Genomic DNA, 19,709 nt, shown 5'->3' on the forward strand with positions numbered 1-19,709 from the left:
TCTTGTTAGCGGCGGAATTAGTGACTACCATCCGTGTCATGGGCCACACCTCTCGTGCAAATCCGTCTCGTCCGCTCAAGTTCGCCCTCACGGCGGCGCTGCTGATCGCAGCGACCGTGGCCACCGCGTGTCAGCCGGCCCCCACACCCGGGCGCGATCCGGTGATCGTGGTCGCCGGAACCTTCTCCCCCGGGTTTGCCAACGAGGTGATCGCCAACCGGCTGCGCAAGGACGGCTACAACACGACCGTCTTCCAGCTGCCCACCCTGGGCACCCAGGACATCCGTGCCACCGCCCAGTCGCTCTGCAAGAAGATCGATGCGGTCAGGTCCAGCACCGGGGCCGCCAAGGTCGACCTGGTCGGCCACAGCCAAGGCGGCCTGGTGGCTCGGGACTGCATCAAGAACTACGGCGGAAAGACCAAGGTCGACAAGCTGGTCATGTTGGGTGCGCCCAACTACGGCACGGCACTGGCCAACCTGGCCACCGCCGTGACCTTGGGAACCTGTGTCAACCTCACCGCCTGCAAGCAGATGGCAGTGGGGTCGACCTACCTCAACTCGCTGAACGCCGGGCCTGACGTCATCTCCCCGGTCAAGTACGTCAGCATCTATTCCGCCCTCGACGAGGTCGTGTTCCCGACCGGCAACGCCGCGCTGAAGGACGGCGCCACCAACGTCAAGGTGCAGAGCCAATGCCCGGTGCGCACGGTCGGCCACCTTGGGCTCATCGCTGACGGCACGGTCTACTCAGGCGTGGCCGATGCCCTGGCCAACCGCGCAATCACCCTGAGCTGCCTGGCGGTCTGAACCGCCTCGACCCAATCACAACCCACCTGTGGCGAGCGCCGGTAGCGTTGGTGCATGTGCGAAGGCGTCGATCAGTCAGCGTCCAAACAGGAACCCGTGGCCGCTCCCCTCGCCGACGGCGCCTACGACGTCTTTCTGGTGGACGCCCACGCGGACATTGCCGACCCAGCCCGGATCCTGGTTGAAGTGACGCTGCTCGAGGGTGACGCCAAGGGATTCGTGCTCTCGGTGGGATGCCCCTCCACCGAGGTTCTCGGACCGACGGGCGATCCAATCGATCTGCTCGGCGAAACCGGGGTGCTCACCGTCGTCGACGGGGCACCCCGGTTTCGGCTCGACCGCTAAACCGCAGGCCGGCGCGGCTTAGGCCTTCGCGGCGGCGAAGCCCACCTCGAGGTCGGCGATGATGTCGCCGATGGTCTCGATGCCGACCGACAGGCGCACCAGGCCGGGCTCGACGCCTGCAGAGCGCTGCTCCTCATCGTTGAGCTGGCTGTGGGTGGTGGAACCGGGATGCACCACCAACGAGCGTGCGTCGCCCAGGTTGGCCAGTTGCTCGTGCAGTTCCAGCGCGTTCGCGAAGCGCTCCCCTGCATCCCGGCCACCCTTGATCACGAAGCTGGGCACCGAGCCGGCACCGGCCGGGACGTACTTCGCCGCCTGTGCGGCCCACGGAGACGACGCCAGCCCGGCGTAATTCACCGACTCAACCTGATTGTGACCGTCGAGGAACTCCACGACCGCCTTGGCGTTTTCCACGTGACGCTCCATGCGCAGCGACAGCGTCTCGAGGCCCTGCAACAGAAGGAACGCGTTGAACGGTGAGATCGCTGCACCGGTGTCGCGGAGCCACTGGAGGCGGGCCTTGAGGATGAAGCTGCCGTGGCCCAAGGACGGCCAGAAGGTCAGGCCGCCGTAGCTTTCGTCCGGGTCGTTGAAGCCCGGGAACCTTTCGGCGTCGCCAAAGTCGAAACTGCCGCCATCGACGATGACGCCACCGATCGAGGTGCCGTGGCCGCCGATGAACTTGGTGGCCGAGTGCACCACGATGTCGGCGCCGTGCTCCAGTGGGCGGCACAGGAACGGGGAGGCCACCGTGTTGTCGACGATCAGCGGCACGCCGGCAGCGTGAGCCACATCGGCCACCGCCGAAATGTCGAGGATGTCGTTGCGTGGGTTGCCGATCGTCTCGGCGTAGAACGCCTTGGTGTTCGGCTTCACCGCGGCCTTCCACGCCTCCAAGTCGGCGGCGTCTTCAACAAAGGTGACCTCGATGCCCATCTTGGGAAGCGTGTGCCGGAACAGGTTGTACGTGCCGCCATACAGCGATGAGCCGGTGACAATGTGGGATCCGGCTTCGGCGAGGGTCATGATTGCGCACGTCTCGGCCGCCATCCCGCTGGCCACCGCCAGCGCGCCCGGCAGCCCGACAGCCGTGGTAACACCGCCCTCGAGTGCGGCCACACGAGCCTCGAACACCCCCTGCGTGGGGTTCATGATGCGCGTGTAGATGTTGCCCATCTCCGCGAGCGAGAACAGCGCTGCGCCGTGGGCCGCGTCTCGGAAGCTGAAAGCCGTGGTTTGATAGATCGGGGTGGCACAGGCGCCGGTGGTGGGATCGCTCACTTGCCCGGCATGCACCTGCCGGGTCTCAAAGCCCTGGGGACGCTCGGTGGTCTCGTCGCTCATGTATCTTCGCCTCGGTATCGTTGTGGTGGATCGGTCGGTGACCGGAATCGATGAGCCTAGGCATCGTCAAACCCGACTAACAAGGTCGGGTTTAGAGTCCGGGTTTCAAGAACATCGGACGTCGCCGGGTGTTGTCGTATCCTGCGGCGATGGGGAGACTGCGCCAGGTACCGCTGGATGAGGTGAACGACCCAAGGGTCGCCGCAACATACCGATACATCTTTGGAGACAAGGACCCTGTCGCTGAGCCCGGAACCGCCACGGGATCGCCTGGGGACTGGTGGACCACCTTCGCCGCATCACCCGACGTGTTCGCGCACAATCTTGCCGGATTTGCGTTGTATCGCGATCCCGAACGGAAGCTGGACCCCATCCTTCGTGAACTCGGGCAGACCCGCGCCGGCTGGCTCCGGGCCAGCAACTTCGTGTACAGCCAGCATCGCAAATCATGTCGCGGGTTGGGCATGACCGAGGCAAAGATCGACGCCATCTGCGCCTGGGAACTGTCGGACGAGTTCTCCCCCACTGAGCGGGCGGTGTTGGCCTACACCGACGGCCTGGTGGGCGATCACGGGCGGGTGCCCGACGCGGTGTTCACCGAGTTGCAGCGGCACCTGAACGACGAGGAGATCGTCGAGTTCACCTACATCACCGCCTGGTATGCCATGCACGCTGACATCTCCAAGGCGTTGCGCCTGGAGTGGGACGACGTCGCTGACCCGGTGGCCGAGATGGATGGAGGTGACGGCGCGGTGGACGTGATCGAGCCCGGTTTTGGCGGCGGCCGGTTTCGCAGGCACGGCCCCACCTTGGGCACACCGGCACCACAGACGGAAGCGGACGCGTCGGCTTCGGAGACGCCCGGATCGTGACCGTCGAGGACGTTGCTGGTCGAAGGACGGCGCCGTCGGCTCGCTACCAACCGGTGTTGGGCACGCTCGGCTTCGTGTGGGATCAGGCCGCCGACCAGGTGCTGCTCATCCATCGCACCAGGCGGCCTGATCGTAAGCACAACGGGTTGGGCGGCAAGTTGGAGCCCAACGAGGACATCGTCACCGGAATGGCACGGGAACTCCACGAGGAGGCCGCAATCGTGCCGACCGCCATGCGGCTTCGGGGCACCATCTCGTGGCCCGGGTTCGAAGGGCCTGGCGGCGACGATTGGTTTGGATTCCTGTTTCTCATCACCCGCTGGACCGGCGAGATACCCGACAGCAACGACGAAGGTGAGTTGTCCTGGGTGCCCCGCAGCCGTCTGATGGCCTGGTGCGATCCGGCCACACGGGCCGACAGCGGCCTCGACCTCCACGAAGGTGACACCCACTTTCTGCCGCTGCTGTTCGACGACGATCCCCGGCCGTTCCACGCCCTGATGCCCTGGGAGCAAGGGCGCCCCATCGGCTGGTCGGTCACCAGGCTGTAGGGATCACCCGAACGAACCCCATCACCGGCCTACAGCAGGCCGGTAAGGACCGCTCGGGTGGCCGCGCCGTCGTCACCCCGCAAGAACTCAACGGCGGCAAAATCGGTGACGCCGATCTCGGCCAATTGCCCGATGCGGTCGCCGACCTCACCTGCGGAGCCGATGATCGCCACGTCGGCGGGACCCGCGGCACCCTCGCGGTCGAGCATGGCCCGATACGAAGGCAACATGCCGTACACAGCGAACGCCTTGGCCGCCACCTCCCTGGCAGCGGCAACGTCGGCGGTGACCGCAACCGGCAACGCAGCGGCGACCCGTGCCGGGCCCCGACCCAGGTCGTCCCGGGCAGCGTTCAGCGTCGGAATCGTGTGGTCGGCCAGCGTGGCCGGGCCGGTCATCCAGGTGATGGTGCCGTCGGCGTATTCAGCCGCCAGTCGAAGCATTTTGGGGCCCAAGGCCGCGATCAACAACGGCACCGGATCGGCTTCGATCTCGAGCGAAACGTGAGCCGAGATGCGCTCACCCGAGGCGGCGGCCGCCTCGCCACGCAGCAGCGGGGTCAGGGCCTCGAGGTACTCGGCCATGTGACCCGCCGGGCGGTCGAAGCTCATGCCGAACATGTTCTCGATCACCATTTGATGGCTGAGGCCAATGCCCAGATGCAAGCGGCCACCCGACGCCTTTTGGGCGGTCAACGCCTCGGCAGCCATCGTCACCGGATGCCGGGGATAGGTCGGCACCACGGACGTTCCGAGGTTGATACCGGGTACCTCACGCCCGATCATCCCCAACAACGAGAGGGCCTCCATGCCAAAAATCTGGGGCAGCCAATAGCTGTCAAACCCAGCGTCGGCCGCCGCTCGTGCCGTCGCCACGTAATCGTCGACGGTCACGTGAGGTCCCGAGTTGCCGTCGAAAATACCCAACTTCATGTGTGATCCCCTCTTGATGTGACCGGATGGGTCCGTACCTGTGTGGCACGGACCCATCCTTCACCACGACCGTTCGCCGGACGACGCTGACTTCGTGCTCGGCAGGGAGTCTGGCAGGCGGGCTCAGTCGCCGCCGGAAATATCCTCGACCTTGGCCTTACCCTGCGAGATCCACGGCATCATCGAGCGCAGTTCGGCGCCCACCTGCTCCACCTGATGCTCCTGACCGGCCTGGCGCAGTTCGGCGAAGCGGGAGCCACCGGAGCGCACCTCCTCGATGAACTCGTCGGCAAACTCGCCGCTGCGGATCTCGTCGAGGATCTTGCGCATCTCGGCCCGGACCCCATCGTTGATCACGCGGGGGCCACGGGTGAGGTCGCCGTACTCGGCGGTGGTGGAGATGGAGTAACGCATTCCGGAGATGCCCTGCTCGTACATCAGGTCGATGATGAGCTTGAGCTCATGCAGGCACTCGAAGTAGGCCGATTCCGGCTGATAGCCGGCGTCGACCAGCGTCTCGAATCCGGACTGAACCAGTGCGGTGAGCCCGCCGCACAGCACCACCTGCTCACCGAAGAGGTCGGTCTCGGTTTCTTCCTCGAAGGTGGTGTCGAGCACGCCGGCGCGGGTGCCACCGATGGCGTCGGCATACGCCAGCGCCAGGCCGCGGGCCGACCCCGAAGCGTCCTGTGCCACCGCGATGAGGCACGGCACGCCTCCACCCTCGGTATAGGTGCGTCGCACCAGGTGACCCGGGCCCTTTGGGGCCACCATGCCCACGTCAACGCCATCTGGCGCCTTCACGTAGCCAAAACGCACGTTGAAGCCATGAGCGAAGAACAACGCGTCGCCATCGTTCAGGTTGGGGGCAACGTGTTCCTCGTACGCCGGGCCGATGTCCGTGTCGGGTAACAGCATCATGATCACGTCAGCCTGGGCGGCGGCCGTCGCCAGGTCGGTCACCGCCAGCCCGGCGGCCTCCGCCTTGGCGCGTGAGGACGAGCCCTCCCGCAGGCCCACGCGGACGTCCACGCCGGATTCCAAGAGGTTCAGCGCATGAGCGTGACCCTGGGAGCCATAGCCGAGGATGGCCACCTTACGGTTGGCGATAAGGGATCGGTCGGCGTCACGTTCGTAGGACACGGTGGCCATGTAGGGCTCCATTCGTGGGTGGGGTAGGACGGATCCAACCACGACAGGAGACTGCCGAGGGGACGCCCCCAGCGTAGGCGCCCGCCACGAACCGACGGGAAGCGATATCAACGACGCGCTCCCACCTGGTCAGCGGCGACGGGGCTTGGTGAGACCTTCAATGCCAAATGCAGGCGCTTTCTCAGATTTCTCAAGAAAATGTGCCGGGTTCGGCCAAAAACCAGGGTAATATAGACCACCATGAGTTCGCTCAAAGTGTTCAGCCGCCGACCAATCCGCTCTGCCATGGGCCTTGCCGGGGCACTTGTCCTGCTGGGCGCTCTCGGGGGCTGTGGCAACAAACTGGAGGAGGCGTCGACAGGTTCGACCGCTGTCGACGCACCGGAGAGCACCAGCATTGCATCAAGCACCACTGAGTCAGAGCAGCCCACCACCACCAAAGCGGGTGAGCTCACTGGCACCAACAGTGGGCTTGGAGCGAAGTTGGGCGGCGAGGCGGTGTCCCTGCCCGGGCTCGACACCGGTTCCGACTCGACCGAAGACGCCTTTGGCGCCGACGTGGAGCAGTGCCTTGACCAGGAGGCTTCCGACCTCTCCGCCTCCGACGCAGAGTCCGTGCAAAACGATGACACCTTCTCGGGTCTTTCCGAGGAGGGCACCCGCATCGTGACCGACGCCATGAACACCTGCATCCCGGCCGACAGCCTGGGTGACCTGTTTGCCACCGAGTTCTTCAAGTCGCTCGGAAGCGAGCCCAACCCGGAGTTCACCAGTTGCTTGACCAGCGAACTGGATGGGCAGGTGGGTGACGTACTCCTCCAGTCGGCAGCTGCTTCGAAGGCCGGGGACGACGCTATTCCTCAACCGGTGCTGGATGTGTTGGACGCGTGCGGTGACATCATCATCGGCGACTTGTTCGCTGACCAGTTCGTCAAGGCCGGACTCTCGGAGGAAACGGCCCGTTGCATCGCCGACGGGCTCGGCGGCAAGCTCACGATGTCGGGCCTCGTCGAGATGGGCCAAGGTGGAGAGATCCCGGCGGACCTGGAGGCCGAGATCACCAGCCTCGCCCAATCGTGTGCAGCCGACGGTTAGGCACCTCCCCCGAGGTGCCCGCCCCACCAACCGGTTAGCCTCGCCCGGTGAGTCGTCAACGACGCAGAACCCGTTCTTCCGCCATTTCGCTCGTCCTGACGGTGACGATCGCCCTCGGGATGCTCGCCCTTTCGGGATGCACCCTGAGCGACGAAGACGCCGCCCGGCAGGCACGCAACCCCGATGTTGTGTCCTCCACCGCCGAGGGCACACAGGCGACGGCACCATCGGACACCGATGTGACGGCCTCCACGATGATGAAACCAGTGGCCGGTCTCGGTGCGCCGATCGCCCTGCTGATCAACAACGCGGGCGTGCCCGGCTTGGGCAACACCTCCATGGCGAACGTGAGGGTCACGCCCGAACAGCAGGCATGCCTGGAGCGGGAGGCGTCCGCCTTGGAGCGGGCAGATCTGCGTACCCTCACCACCAACGGTGGGTTCGTCGACCTGACGGTCTCTGGCACCGTCATCGTGACCAAAGCCATCAATGCCTGCCTGCCTCCCAAGGTGCTGGCCGAGCGCCTCGGCGAAGAGTACGCGATGCGCCTTCGCGTCGATAAGCGGACCGATCCCAAGTTCGCAGCCTGTATCACCGAGCAGATACGTGGTGAGAGCGGCAGATTGGTAATGGAAGTGGCCAGGGTGGCAGGTCGAGGAGGCCAGAAGCTGCCGCAGGCCGTGAAGGCGGTGGTCGACCCCTGTGGCAACACGCACCTGCAAAGAATGCTGATCGACCACTACGTCCGCGGTGGTTACTCCAGCACAACCGCCTCCTGCATGGCCTTTGGTTTCATGCCACGCATCACCATTTCGGACGTGCTTGACGAGGGTGGGATCACCAACTTCGAAAAGCAACTCTCCCCAACGCTGGCCCTGGACCTGAAAGATGTAACCCTGGAGTGCGACCCCAAAAAGGTCGGCAGGCAGCCCGGCTAACGCTCCAGCGGGTTCTGGGTCAGCCGTTCCGATTGTCGATCTTGGGCAACGCCACCCGGCCGGTGCGTTGCAATGACGCCACCCCGTAGGGCAGGAGCAACTGCTCGAAGGTGTCCAGCCGGTCGGGGCGTGCGTCGAGGGCCACGGTGATGGCGTGATGGCCAACATCCAGAATTCGACCGTTGAACACCTGGGTGAGCTCGATCACCTCACGCCGTCGGTCCGACTCTGCCTTCACCGTCACCAGCATCAGCTCGCGCTCCACCGACTCGCGAGGGTCGAGCTCGGTGATCTTCAACACGTTCACCAGCTTGTTGAGCTGTTTGACCATCTGCTCGAGAGGAGCCGTGTCGACGTTGACCGTCACGGTGATTCGGCTGAGCCCGGGGTCGGAGGTGGGGGCCACCGCAAGGGATTCGATGTTGTAGCCGCGGCGGGCGAAAAGACCGGCCACCCGGGCCAGGACACCGGACTTGTTCTCAACCAGCACCGACAACACGTGATGGTGCACCTCGTCGATCATCACTTGATCCTTTCGTCGGGACGAACATTCGGGGCATCCAGGTTCTGGGAAACCACGATCTCGTCGTTGCCCTTGCCCGAGGGCACCATCGGAAACACCTTCTCGGAGGAGTCGGTGCGGAATTCGATCACCACCGGACGGTCGTCGATCTCGTTGGCCTTGATGATGGTCGGCGCCACCTCCTCGGGCGATTCAACCCGGAAGGCGACGCAACCCATCGCCTCGGCCCACTTGACGTAATCGGGCAGATCGGGGCTGAGATACACCTCGCTGTAGCGCTCCTCGTAAAACATCTCCTGCCACTGGCGCACCATGCCGAGGTAGGCGTTGTTCAGGATGGCCACCTTCACCGGGATGCGTTCGGTGGCGGCGGTCACCAGTTCCTGGGCCGTCATTTGAAAACAACCGTCGCCATCCACCGACCAAACGGTGCGCTGAGGCATGCCCACCTTGGCGCCGATTGCCGCCGGCACCGAGAAACCCATCGTTCCCAGACCACCGGAGTTGATCCAGGTGTAGGGGTGCCGGAACGTCCAGAACTGGCTCGTCCACATTTGATGCTGTCCCACGCCTGAGACGACGATGGTGTCCTCCGGCGACAGGTCACGCAGCTGCTCCAGCACGAACTGCGGCTTCAGCAGCTCGCCCGGCTCGGATTGCTCGTAGGACAACGGGAACTTCTCCTGCCATCCGGACACCGTCGACCGCCAGGCCGAAATGTCGGTGGCCACCTCCGCTCCGCCGAGGCGCTCCAGGTCCACCAGCAGCGCCTCGATCACCTCCTTCGCATCACCCACGATGGGCACGTTTGCGTTTCGAACCTTGCCCAACTCGGCAGGGTCGATGTCAACGTGAATCACTTTGGCCTCGGGGGCGAACTCATCCAGCTTGCCGGTGACCCGGTCGTCGAATCGGCTGCCCAAGGCGATCAGCAGGTCGCTGCGCTGCATAGCGGTGACCGCCGTGTAGTTGCCGTGCATGCCTGGCATGCCCAGGCACAGCTCGTGATCGTCGGGGAAGGCACCGCGGGCCATGAGGGTGGTCACCACCGGGATGCGGAGCAGCTCGGCCAGCTCGCGCAGCGCCTCGGCCGCCCGAGCCTTCAGGATGCCACCACCGATGTACAGCACCGGCCGCTCGGCGGCCAGGATCATCTCAGCGGCCTCACTGATCTTCCGAGGGTGTCCGGTGGTGGTGGGCCGATATCCGGGCAGCGAGGCCAGCACCTCCTCGTCGGTGGGCCAACGCCAGTCAAACCAGGCGTCCGGATTGTTCGGGTCGACGATGTCCTTCGGGATGTCCAACAGCACCGGGCCGGGGCGGCCGGTAGTGGCCAGGTGAAACGCCTGACGCACCTTGAGGGGGATGTCGGCGGCCAACGTGACCAGCTCGTTGTGCTTGGTCACCGAACGGGTGATGCCAACCGTATCGGCCTCCTGAAAGGCGTCAGTGCCAAGCGACTTGGTGCCCACCTGGCCGGTGATGCACACCATCGGCACCGAGTCCATGTAGGCGTCGCACAGTGGCGTGACGATGTTGGTGGCCGCGGGCCCTGAGGTCACCATGGCCACACCCGGCCGCCCGGTGGCGTGGGCGTACCCCTCCGCCATGTGACCGGCTCCCTGCTCATGGCGCACCAGGATGTGACGGATCGGACTATCGAGAATGGGGTCATACACCGGCAGAATGGCGCCGCCGGGCAGCCCGAAGATCGTGTCGGTACCCTCCAGCTCCAACGAGCGGATCAGTGCCTGACCGCCGTTGATGCGCTCAGCGGCCGGGGGGGCCGATGGCGTGGCAGCCGGTGTCGCTGCTGTGCCTGACGATGATGTGCCTGACGATGATGTGGACGCTGCGGCTTCCATGGTGATTCCTCGGGATGTTGGGAGGGTGGGGCGGTGATCTGGGAGAGGGAGGACGGGAAGGGTGTGACCTGCGGTCGATGTGGTTCGATGGTGAGGTGCTTGAGAGCGAAGGATACGGCGCCGAAAACGGGAACGACCTCCCACTGGGGGAGGTCATCACACACGCGAACAGAGGGTCTCGGGTGTGCGCCTTAGCGCACTACGAGCAACATGAGGTCGTTCACCCCCCCAGTGTGCACCGCGGACGGCGCCTTTCACAACCGGGAAGCACAATCCCCTTACTCAACACGGAGGTTTCACCATGCGACTTGGTCTGCTGATGTGCGGACGGGTGGCGCCGGCCGCGCAGCGAGCCGGGGGCGATTACCCCGAGTTGTTCGCAACGTTCTTCGCCCAACATGACATCACCCTGCAACAGATCGACCTCGACCAGGGCAGGCTCCCCGACGATCTCGATGCGATGGATGGATGGATCACCACCGGTTCGGCCCACTCAATGGTGGTGGATGACCTGCCGTGGTTGGCCGATGCGCTTGACCTGGTCCGCACGTTGGTCGCCGAGAACCGCCCCTACATCGGCGACTGTTTCGGCCATCAGCTCCTGGGGCGGGCGCTCGGCGGCACCGTCGAGCGGACCTCGCTCTTCCGGGTGGGGGTGCAGAACTACCGGGTGACGGCGCGCCGGCCGTGGATGATCCCGGATGCCGAGACATTCCGGCTGGTCGCCTCCCATCAGGATCAGGTGACCGTGCCGCCTGAGGGCGCCACGGTGTTCGCTGAGGGTCCCGAGTGTCCGGTGGCGGGCATGGCCTTCGGCTCGGCCATCTCATTTCAGGGCCACCCCGAATACACCCCGGAGCTGTCTCACCTGCTGACCCTGGACCGCCGGGACCGCATCGGAGAGGACGAGACCCAGCGTGGCCTGGCCTCACTGGACCGGGGCGTCACCCAAGGCCTGGTGGCCGACTGGATCGTCGAGTTTGTGCGCCGGAGCATGGCGGAGCGCAGCCGACGATGACAGCACCTGGTGAACGGCCCGCGCGCCTCGGGGTGTACCCAGGATCGTTCCACCCGCTCACCATCGCCCACGTGGCCATCATCGATGCCGCGCTCCAGCAGTTGGATCTGGCCCGGTTGGACCTGTCGATCAGCAGGGCCGCCTTCGACAAGTCCCACCTCGACGCTCACCTCGGCGAGCGCGTCGACGCGCTTCGTCGTTCGTTCACTCATCGACTTGAGGTCGGAGTGATCGTGACGGAGCACCGTTTGATCGCCGACGTTGCACGCGGCTACGACGCAGTGGTGATGGGCGCCGACAAGTGGCACCAGTTACACGAGCTGCGATTTTACGACGGCAGGGTGAGTGCCCGCGACGCCGCCGTTGCATCACTGCCCGATGTGGCGGTGGCACCCCGCCTCGGTTGGTCCGCCCCGCCGGAGCACCGACTGCACCTCTCGCCGAACTTTGAAGGCGTCTCCGCCACCGCGGTGCGCGCCGGCCGGGACGAGTGGCGGGCTCCGACCGGCGAGCACTGAGCTGCCGGCGTTTCCTCGGATGACAACCGGCAGCGGGCCGTCACCGCGGGTCGACCGCGCTCAGCACCCGGTCCACACGACCGGTGAACATCCTGGTGGCTGATCGCTCGGCGATGGCGCCCAGCCCCACGTCCACCAGCAGCGAGCCGGCCACCAGGGCCACAACCACCACGGGCCGCCCAGCGCCCAGGTAGCCGATGGCCAATGCCGGGGGCAGCGTGACCAGGCCCATCAACACCAGGCTGACGCCCAGGAACAGTCCGGACAGGCAACCCTGCCCGGCGTCGGCCGACGCGAACGGGTTGGACGATTCAGGCTGGGCCACCGGTGCGTTGACGCTGACGAACACGGCCACCCCGGAGGCAAGCACCACCGACCCGGCGGCGAGAACCAGGCCAACCGGCACCAGCGACCACCCTCCGGTGAGGGCTGCCACCATCGGCGGCACCACCACCACCGGCAGGGCACCCGAGAACATGGCTGCCAATCGCTTGCCACGCACCAGATGACGCAGGTCGCCGTTGGCCAGCACGTCGGCTGCCAAGGCCCGGCCATCGGTACCCAACGCGTTCTGGTTGTCGAAGATCACCGAAAACTGGGCCGCCGTGCCCAACAAGACCAGGGTGGGGCTTCGGGTTTCCCCTGCCGACAGCACCACCGCCAACGAGCCACCGATACCAAGCGCCAGCGCGGCCACGTAACCGGTGACGAGCCTTGGCGAACGTAGCTTGAGCCGTACCGATCGAACCGCAACGGTCCAGGCCGACGATTCGGGAATCCAGCGGGGGTAAGGCCGCCTCCGTCGACGCCGACGCGCCGCTCGTGAGGTGGGTCCCGCTCCCGGCGTCGCCACCAGGAACTTTCGAAAGGTACGGCCATGAAGCACGAACAGCGGTGGCAACACGACCAAACCCAGGACAAGGTGCCCAAGCGCCGAAGCGGGCGAGGCCCCCGCCTGGGTCACCGCCCGAGCCAACTGCCCGGTGGGTGTCCACACCAACTTGTCTGAGGCAGCATTCCACCAGTCGCTCTCACGGGTCATCAGGTAGCTCACCGATTGGGCCGCAGCGGCCAGCAACAGCCCCGCCGACGCCGTCAACAGGTTGGCGAAGCGACGGCCGCGACCTCCCGACAGGATGCCCAGGGCATTGGTCGTCAGACGCGCACAGACGGCGACGAGCGCCAGCATCGCTCCGACCGCAAGCACCACGATCGGCGCGCCGAGGCCTACGGACGCGTAGCCGGCAATGATTCCAAGGCACAGCAACAGTCCGGCCAAGCCGGCCGGTCCTACCAGCGACGATGCCAACACCCCGCCAGACAGCGCCGAGTTTGAGAGGGGTAGCACCGCCAGCCTGCGGGGGTCGATCGTGCCCTCCGAACCCACCATGGCACCGAACAACACGGCCACGATCGGTGCGATCGTGGCCCCCACCACCAGCACCGGGTCCAGCCAATCGGTCTGCCGGGCAGCCACTGCGATGCCCACCCCCATGGTGCCGGCGAAGAGCCCGGCAGCGGCCGTTCCCACCACCAGACCAACGGCGTGCATCGCGGAACTCCGTGCCAGCGACGTCAGCAACGCCACCTTGAGCGCCAAGATTCTTCGGGTTGCGGCGAGGGCTCCCAGCGGCGGAGGGGCCCCATGAGCCGCCACCACGGCCACAGCCGGTGCCGGCGTTTCCGTGATGAGGTTCAGTTCGGTCACGCCGGCGCGTCCAGCCAGTCCAGCAGCGCTGCATCCGTGGGTGCCTCACCCACGATCGAGATGAACGCGTCCTCCAGCGTGCTGTTGCCCGACAGTTCCTCGACGGCCCCGGCGGCAAGCACCTCGCCTCGCCGGATGATCGCCACGTGATCGCAGACCTTTTGCAAGACCTCCATGACGTGACTGGACACCACCACGGTGCCGCCCGCCTCCCGGTAGCGGTCCAGCACCTGGCGAACGGTCATTGCCGACACGGGGTCCACGCCCTCAAACGGCTCATCCAGGAGGAGTAGCGCAGGACGGTGGAGTAACGCCGTGGCCAGCGACAACTTTTTACGCATGCCGTGGCTGTAGTCGCCGATGGCCTCGTCGGCGGCTTCCGTCAAGCCCAAAACCTCGAGTAGTCCCCTGGAGCGGGTCTCGGTTTCGATCCGCCCAAGGTTGCGCAGCAGGCCGATGTGAACGAGCTGTTCGATGCCGGTGAGACGCTCGAACAACAACAGTGGGTCGGGTACGACGCCGACGCGGCGGCGGGCCTCAACGGGGTCGGCCCACACGTCGATGCCATCGACGAGCACCCCACCGCGGTCCGGCCGGAGCAACCCGGCACACATCCGCATGGTGGTCGTCTTGCCGGAACCGTTGGGGCCGATCAACCCAAAGCAACTTGCACGGGGCACCTCGAGGTTGAGCCCCGCCACCGCCACATTGCTCCCAAAGGCTTTAGCCAGGTCACGGGTGGACAGCGCTGACACCATCGGGCGAGCGTATCGACCGATGGGCCGTTGGCCCCGGCAGACCCCAAGGACGGTTCTGGCTACTCCTCCACCGTGTTCTCGTGGATCGATTGATCGTTGTCGCCGTCGTCCCGGGATACGTGACGAGCGATACTCATGCAGAAGCCACCCAGCGCCGCGCGCAGCGCCGTGGCGGCGCCCGCCGACTGCACGCCGTTGATCGGAACAAACGAGCCCGCCCAGGTCAGCAGGCTGCCCTCGGCCACCGGCTCGACGCTGACCGTGGCCTCGTAGTCCTGCAGCGGTAGGCCGGTGAGCAACTTGTAGCTGAGCGACCGCGGTGGGTCGAAAGCAGTGATCTGCTCCCGACTTTCCACGGGGGGACGTCCAACCTTGCGAATGGCGCCCACGCCGTCCGGGTGGCCTTCCCCCTCGGCCTCACGCTCGGATTCGATCCCGATCGCCCACCGGCCCCATGCCGAATTGTCGGCCACCAGGTCGAACACCTCCTCTGGAGATGCGGCGATGAAACGGCGGACGGTCACGGTGCGGCGTGTCATGGCACCATCCTCGCGCCTCACGCAAGGGCCGCGCGCCACGAGGCAAACTGGAGCTGTGCCAACCACCGATTGGAACCCGCTTCTTCGCGAACAGTTCGAGGCCCCCTATTGGCCCGCCCTGATGTCCTTCGTCGCCGCCGAGCGGGCGAACGGGCCGGTGTACCCGCCCCAGAACCAGGTGTTTGCGGCGCTCCATCTCACGTCCTATGCCAACCTTCGAGTGGTGATCCTGGGGCAGGACCCCTACCACGGCCCGGGACAGGCTCACGGCCTGGCGTTCTCCGTGGCCGACGGGGTGGCGCATCCGCCTTCGCTGCGCAACATCTTCGTCGAACTGGCCGATGATCTGGGCTGCTCCACGCCCGCCAACGGCAACCTTTCGGCGTGGGCCACCCAGGGCGTGTTGTTGTTGAACACCACCCTGACGGTGCGAGCGGGAGCCGCCGCATCACATCAGGGCCATGGGTGGGAGACCTTTACCGACCGGGTGATCGCTGCCGCAACGGCTCAAACCAAACGCGTGGTGTTCATTCTGTGGGGTGCCTCGGCCCAGCGGAAACACTCGCTGATCGATGCCAAACGCCACACGGTCATCAAGGCGCCACACCCGTCACCGCTCTCGGCTCATCGTGGGTTCTTTGGCTCCAAACCGTTCAGCCGGGCCAACGCCGCGCTGCTTGAGGCCGGTCGCACGCCCATCGATTGGTGTCTCGCCTGACGCCCCGCTTCCGCCTTCGACTGCTCGCCACCACATGGTTCGCCGGAAGGCCACTGGGCACACTGTGACGATGCGCACCGACCGACGTTGGGATGGCGAGATCGTCGCGCTGGCCGTGCCCGCTGCGGCCACCCTGGCCGCCGAGCCCGCCTACCTGCTCACCGACACCGCTCTGGTGGGCACGCTGGGCACCGAGGCACTGGCAGGCCTGGCGGTGGCCAACACGATCATCCTGGCCGCCTACACGGTGTTCATCTTTTTGACCTTCGCCACCACTGCCGCCGTGGCACGACTCCTGGGCGCCGAGCGGCACCGGGATGCAGCAGAGGAGGGCGTCACCGCCACGTGGCTTGGCGCCATGCTCGGAGTCATGGTGGCGGCGGTGGTGTTGCCGCTGGCGCCCACCCTTGCCCGTCTTTTTGGGGCGGAGGCAGCAGTGGTCGCCGACGCGGTCACGTACCTGCGCATCTCCACCGCAGGGTTCCCCGCGTTGTTGATCGTGATGGCCGGAGCGGGCTTTCGTCGCGGGCACCACGACACCCGGACGCCGTTGTACGTCGGCTTCGGCACGGCGCTGATCAACCTGGTGATCGAGGTGGTGCTCCTGATCGTGTTGGACTTCGGCATCGGCGCCTCGGCCCTCTCGACGGTGATCGCCCAGTGGGTCGGCGCACTGGTGTACGTCGCGCTGGTGGCCGCCGAGGCACGTCGCCACCAGGTGGGCCTGGCGCCGCACCTGGGGCGAATCGGAACCCAGCTTCGCGTCGGCTCCGCCCTGATCGTGCGCACGGTGGCCCTGCGATCGATCTTTCTCATGGCGGTTTTCGTGGCCGGACAGATGGGCACGGTGGAACTCGCTGCGTACCAGATCGGCATCGGGGTATGGACGTTTCTCGCCTTCGCCTACGACGGCATCGAGACCGCCGGTCAGGCGCTGGTGGCTCGTGAGCTCGGCGGCCGTCGACACGCACTCGCTCAGTCAGCGGCAGCGCGTGTGCTGTCCTGGTCGATCGCGGTGTCGATTGCGCTGGGGCTGGCGACCCTGCTGGGGCACTCGGTGGTCGCAGGCCTGTTCAGCGGCGATCCTCTCGTGGTGACCGCTGCCGCCGGTGCGCTGGTGTGGGTGGGGATCGGCCAACCCGTCGCTGGGCCGGCGTTCGCCCTCGACGGCGTGCTGGTTGGTGCGGGCGACCTGCGGTTCCTCGCCAAGGCCATGCTGGGGGTCGCCGCCACCTTCGCCCTCGGCGCCGCGCTCACCCTCGCCACCGGCGCAGGCCTTTGGGCGTTGTGGGCCACCCTGACAGCGGCCATGACCGTCCGCACCGCCCTGATGAGCGGCAGATTCCGCTCGGGCAGATGGGTCAACCCAGATTTGATCACGACCAGCTGACGGTGCCACTGCGTCGGTGACCCCCGGATTCTCACTCCGGATACTTCACTCCGGATTCCCAAGCCGGGTGCACGGTCCGGTTCGGCGGGGCATCATGGAGTGTGTGACACAGCGCATGCGACATTCGGCCGCCGTTGTTCTCCTGATGTGTGGCGTTGGCCTGCTCGCCGGCTGCGGCAACGACGTGGGCAACGAGACATCCGCCTCGACCACCACCGCAGGCGCCCCGCCGACCACAGTGGTGGTGACGAGCATCGTCACCGTGCCGGTGACCACGGCGGCCCCAGCAACCAGGCCGCAGGCCTCGGTCGCGCCGGCCACGCCCACGGCTCCCCCGCCCACGGCCGCAACCACCTCGGGCACCCTCGATTGGGACGGTGTCCGATACGACTTCGGCCGCATCACCGGGCTCAGCAGCAACGAGAACCAGGACCTGATCACCTTCGATCGATACCAGCTTTACGGCGATGGGGGAGAGTTGCTGAGCGCCGCCAACTTCACCGAGGAGCCGATCGTGGTGGGGAACTCCGACGTCCCCTGGGTGAACGACAACCCCAAGGAACGCACCTACGTGCTCGACCCGGAGGCCGAAGTGTTGAGCCTTGCCAACCCGGGCAGGATTGCGTGCGGCGGAAACGACCAGACCGAAAGTCCTGAATGGCAGTCGGGCACCGTCGAGGACCTGTTCCGCATCGGGACCCCCGACAGTGACCAGGTGTCGTTGATGTTCAGCAAAGAGGGCAAGGTGGTCCTGGTGCGGATCTCCCAAGGTTGCTGAATGCGCGGGCCCGATCGGGCCGAAGTACCTGGTCAGTTGGTGACGGTTTGGGTTGATCGAAGGTCGTCAGGCGATCGCCCGACGGAACGTTCGACCCACCATGCCCGGTGCTCTCGCCTCAGCTCAACAGGAAGTCGCTCCACCTGCCGATGGCTGAGCGAAGGCAACTCAGTGCCCACCTCCACCACCGACTCACTGATCCGCCGGGCCAGATCGAACGTCTCGAGTCGCTTCAGGCTGCGTCGCAGCGGTGACTGCCGCGCTGTGCCTGCGCCCAGGCCCAAGCGGAGCGCAAGGTCGTCCGACCCGATGTCGAACGCACCGCCGCGCTGTTGCAACTCGCGCTTGGCCCAGCGCAACAGCCAAAGCCCCGAAGGGCCGATCACCGGCAGCCAGAACCGCTCGGCGTAGTCGCCCTCCGCCGGATGCGAACCGGGTGCCGACCGGCGCCAGTAGCGAATCGTCAGTGTCCCTGAGAGGTACATGGGATCGACGGTACGGAACCTCGCCGAAGAGGTCGATGGGGAGCTCGACCCGCAGGCCGTACGGTAAGCCGGGTGAGCAACAACGACCGTCGACCGAGCGAGTGGCACCCCAGCACCATTCCGCCAGACGAGCAACGCCGCTGGGAGCGGGCGGCGGCGATCGGCTTTGGTTCCGTCGAGCCTGACGACCATTGGTCGGTCGACCAGATCGAGGACCTGGGGCGTCGGGCCTGGGCGGTTGAGGACGCCGGGGTCATCGTTGGCACGTCGGCCGACCTCGTGTGGCATCTCACGCTGCCCGGTGGCGCCACGATGCCGGTGGGGGCAATCCTGGCCGTGACCACCCGGGCCACACACCGCAGGCAGGGGGTACTTCGTTCCCTCATGAGCGCACAACTGCGCGCCATGGCCACCGAAGGCCTGGCAGCAGCGGTACTCACCGCGTCTGAGGGCACCATCTACGGGCGGTTCGGCTTCGGTGTGGCCACGTCCCAACACCGACTCGAAGCTCCGGTCCACGGTCACGGGCTCGACCACGTCAGGCCCGGGCGCATCGAATTGGACGATGCGTCGGTGTTCCGCGACGAGATCGTGAAGTTTCGCCGACGTTCGGCCAGACATCGTCCCGGCACGCTGGAGCGTCCCGAGGAGTGGTGGGACCAACTGGTGCTGGGGGACCAGGTCAGCTTCGAAGGTGGTGGCCCGCAGTTCGTCTCGCTGCACCGGGACGATCAGGGCGAGGTCGACGGCTATGCACTGTGGCGCACCGAAGGCCTCTGGGGCGAACGCACCATCGTCATCAGGGAACTGCACACGATCGACCCGGCGGTTGAGCTGGCGCTGTTTCGGCATTGTGCCGACATCGATCTGGCCACATCGGTGCGCTGGGACACCGCACCCGCCGATTCCCCCATCCCGGCGGCGACGACCGACCCTCGGAGGTGTCACGTCACCGGGGTGCGAGACCAACTGTGGCTGTGTCCCCTGGATGTGTCGGCACTGCTGGCGGCCAGAACCTACGGGGCACCGCTCGATCTGACGCTTCGGGTGGACGATCACGCCTCCGGTTGGTCTGCTCCCACCATCGCGCTGCGACTCACCGCTCGGCCCGGCGAGCAGGCCGAGGTGGAGGTGCTCGATGAGACCCCACCGTCGAGGTCCCAGGATCCACAGCCCGACCTGGTCTGCGATCGGACCACGCTGGGCATGGCGGTTTTGGGGACTACGCCCTGGAGCACCTTGGTCGCCGCCGGCAGGGCCAGTGTCTCCAACCCAGCCGTGGCCAGAGCCGCCGACGCTGCGTTCGCTTCACATCCGCCGGCAAACAGCCAGGACTACTTTTAACGCCCGGACCCGCGGCCCGATGGCCGG

The 19,709-nt window shown here is 66.2% G+C and carries 21 protein-coding genes; 12 read left to right on the forward strand and 9 right to left on the reverse strand.

Annotated features, from left to right (window positions below):
• Positions 1-38: 38 nt before the first annotated feature.
• Both MPARV_RS0102665 and MPARV_RS22075 read left to right on the forward strand, forming a co-directional pair.
• The gene (locus MPARV_RS0102665) at positions 39-809 is read left to right on the forward strand and encodes an alpha/beta fold hydrolase (protein ID WP_012230289.1); all 771 of its coding nucleotides are present in this window, start codon (positions 39-41) and stop codon (positions 807-809) included.
• A 54-nt stretch (positions 810-863) separates the two neighbouring features.
• A complete protein-coding gene (locus tag MPARV_RS22075) occupies positions 864-1,154 on the forward strand; it encodes a hypothetical protein (protein WP_012230288.1) in 291 nt (96 codons plus the stop codon).
• Positions 1,155-1,172: 18 nt separating this feature from the next.
• Here MPARV_RS22075 and MPARV_RS0102675 read toward each other — a convergent pair whose 3' ends face one another.
• Entirely contained in the window at positions 1,173-2,498 is a 1,326-nt protein-coding gene (locus MPARV_RS0102675; RefSeq protein WP_012230286.1) for a bifunctional o-acetylhomoserine/o-acetylserine sulfhydrylase, read from the reverse strand.
• Positions 2,499-2,647: 149 nt separating this feature from the next.
• On the opposite strand from MPARV_RS0102675, the gene MPARV_RS0102680 reads away from it, so the two are divergent.
• Together MPARV_RS0102680 and MPARV_RS0102685 are read left to right on the forward strand one after the other, a co-directional pair.
• Complete coding sequence (locus tag MPARV_RS0102680) at positions 2,648-3,370, forward strand: carboxymuconolactone decarboxylase family protein (protein WP_020377133.1); 723 nt, start codon at positions 2,648-2,650, stop codon at positions 3,368-3,370.
• Entirely contained in the window at positions 3,367-3,921 is a 555-nt protein-coding gene (locus MPARV_RS0102685) for an NUDIX hydrolase (RefSeq protein WP_020377134.1), read from the forward strand. The genes MPARV_RS0102680 and MPARV_RS0102685 overlap by 4 nt, the downstream gene beginning before the upstream one ends.
• A gap of 29 nt (positions 3,922-3,950) precedes the next feature.
• Here the strand turns inward: MPARV_RS0102685 and MPARV_RS0102690 are convergent, their stop codons facing one another.
• Both MPARV_RS0102690 and ilvC read right to left on the reverse strand, forming a co-directional pair.
• Positions 3,951-4,853, reverse strand: coding sequence for a TIGR03564 family F420-dependent LLM class oxidoreductase (locus tag MPARV_RS0102690; RefSeq protein WP_020377135.1), 903 nt, complete (start codon positions 4,851-4,853; stop codon positions 3,951-3,953).
• Positions 4,854-4,976: 123 nt separating this feature from the next.
• Positions 4,977-6,005 (reverse strand): ketol-acid reductoisomerase, encoded by a 1,029-nt coding sequence (gene ilvC / locus MPARV_RS0102695; RefSeq protein WP_034394448.1) that lies wholly within the window; start codon positions 6,003-6,005, stop codon positions 4,977-4,979.
• A gap of 240 nt (positions 6,006-6,245) precedes the next feature.
• Between ilvC and MPARV_RS0102700 the strand changes: the two genes are divergently transcribed.
• A complete protein-coding gene (locus tag MPARV_RS0102700) occupies positions 6,246-7,100 on the forward strand; it encodes a hypothetical protein (RefSeq protein WP_157789426.1) in 855 nt (284 codons plus the stop codon).
• 239 nt (positions 7,101-7,339) lie between these two features.
• Complete coding sequence (locus MPARV_RS0102705) at positions 7,340-8,038, forward strand: hypothetical protein (RefSeq protein ID WP_157789427.1); 699 nt, start codon at positions 7,340-7,342, stop codon at positions 8,036-8,038.
• A gap of 19 nt (positions 8,039-8,057) precedes the next feature.
• Here MPARV_RS0102705 and ilvN read toward each other — a convergent pair whose 3' ends face one another.
• Together ilvN and MPARV_RS0102715 are read right to left on the reverse strand one after the other, a co-directional pair.
• Positions 8,058-8,561 (reverse strand): acetolactate synthase small subunit, encoded by a 504-nt coding sequence (gene ilvN / locus MPARV_RS0102710; RefSeq protein ID WP_012230273.1) that lies wholly within the window; start codon positions 8,559-8,561, stop codon positions 8,058-8,060.
• Positions 8,561-10,426: an acetolactate synthase large subunit gene (locus MPARV_RS0102715; protein ID WP_020377138.1), complete on the reverse strand. Its 1,866-nt coding sequence runs from the start codon at positions 10,424-10,426 to the stop codon at positions 8,561-8,563. Before MPARV_RS0102715 ends, ilvN begins: the two co-directional genes overlap by 1 nt.
• Positions 10,427-10,727: 301 nt before the next feature.
• Here MPARV_RS0102715 and MPARV_RS0102720 point away from each other — a divergent pair, with 301 nt between their 5' ends.
• Positions 10,728-11,444: a type 1 glutamine amidotransferase gene (locus MPARV_RS0102720; RefSeq protein WP_020377139.1), complete on the forward strand. Its 717-nt coding sequence runs from the start codon at positions 10,728-10,730 to the stop codon at positions 11,442-11,444.
• Positions 11,441-11,962: a nucleotidyl transferase family protein gene (locus MPARV_RS0102725; protein WP_012230266.1), complete on the forward strand. Its 522-nt coding sequence runs from the start codon at positions 11,441-11,443 to the stop codon at positions 11,960-11,962. The genes MPARV_RS0102720 and MPARV_RS0102725 overlap by 4 nt, the downstream gene beginning before the upstream one ends.
• A 40-nt stretch (positions 11,963-12,002) precedes the next feature.
• Here the strand turns inward: MPARV_RS0102725 and MPARV_RS0102730 are convergent, their stop codons facing one another.
• Genes MPARV_RS0102730 through MPARV_RS22080 form a run of 3 tightly spaced genes read right to left on the reverse strand, consistent with a single transcriptional unit; the run spans position 12,003 to position 14,967 of the window.
• Positions 12,003-13,670 carry a hypothetical protein gene (locus MPARV_RS0102730; RefSeq protein ID WP_020377141.1) on the reverse strand — a complete coding sequence of 556 codons (1,668 nt, stop codon included), beginning with the start codon at positions 13,668-13,670 and terminating at the stop codon, positions 12,003-12,005.
• The gene (locus MPARV_RS0102735) at positions 13,667-14,428 is read right to left on the reverse strand and encodes an ABC transporter ATP-binding protein (RefSeq protein ID WP_020377142.1); all 762 of its coding nucleotides are present in this window, start codon (positions 14,426-14,428) and stop codon (positions 13,667-13,669) included. The genes MPARV_RS0102730 and MPARV_RS0102735 overlap by 4 nt, the downstream gene beginning before the upstream one ends.
• Positions 14,429-14,487: 59 nt before the next feature.
• Positions 14,488-14,967, reverse strand: coding sequence for an SRPBCC family protein (locus MPARV_RS22080; protein ID WP_012230258.1), 480 nt, complete (start codon positions 14,965-14,967; stop codon positions 14,488-14,490).
• A 55-nt stretch (positions 14,968-15,022) separates the two neighbouring features.
• Between MPARV_RS22080 and ung the strand changes: the two genes are divergently transcribed.
• The 3 genes from ung to MPARV_RS24490 all read left to right on the forward strand — a co-directional run bounded on the left by ung (position 15,023) and on the right by MPARV_RS24490 (position 17,853).
• On the forward strand, positions 15,023-15,685 hold the full coding sequence (gene ung / locus MPARV_RS0102745; protein ID WP_020377143.1) for a uracil-DNA glycosylase: 663 nt from the start codon (positions 15,023-15,025) through the stop codon (positions 15,683-15,685).
• A 70-nt stretch (positions 15,686-15,755) separates the two neighbouring features.
• Positions 15,756-17,075, forward strand: coding sequence for an MATE family efflux transporter (locus MPARV_RS0102750; protein ID WP_020377144.1), 1,320 nt, complete (start codon positions 15,756-15,758; stop codon positions 17,073-17,075).
• A gap of 103 nt (positions 17,076-17,178) precedes the next feature.
• On the forward strand, positions 17,179-17,853 hold the full coding sequence (locus tag MPARV_RS24490; RefSeq protein ID WP_157789429.1) for a hypothetical protein: 675 nt from the start codon (positions 17,179-17,181) through the stop codon (positions 17,851-17,853).
• 32 nt (positions 17,854-17,885) lie between these two features.
• On the opposite strand, the gene MPARV_RS0102760 is transcribed toward MPARV_RS24490, so the two are convergent.
• Entirely contained in the window at positions 17,886-18,338 is a 453-nt protein-coding gene (locus MPARV_RS0102760) for a hypothetical protein (RefSeq protein ID WP_020377146.1), read from the reverse strand.
• A 72-nt stretch (positions 18,339-18,410) separates the two neighbouring features.
• On the opposite strand from MPARV_RS0102760, the gene MPARV_RS0102765 reads away from it, so the two are divergent.
• A complete protein-coding gene (locus MPARV_RS0102765; protein ID WP_020377147.1) occupies positions 18,411-19,682 on the forward strand; it encodes a GNAT family N-acetyltransferase in 1,272 nt (423 codons plus the stop codon).
• The last annotated feature ends 27 nt before the right edge of the window (positions 19,683-19,709 follow it).

Origin of the sequence: Candidatus Microthrix parvicella Bio17-1 (genome assembly GCF_000299415.1) — a bacterium.
GTDB lineage: Bacteria > Actinomycetota > Acidimicrobiia > Acidimicrobiales > Microtrichaceae > Microthrix > Microthrix parvicella.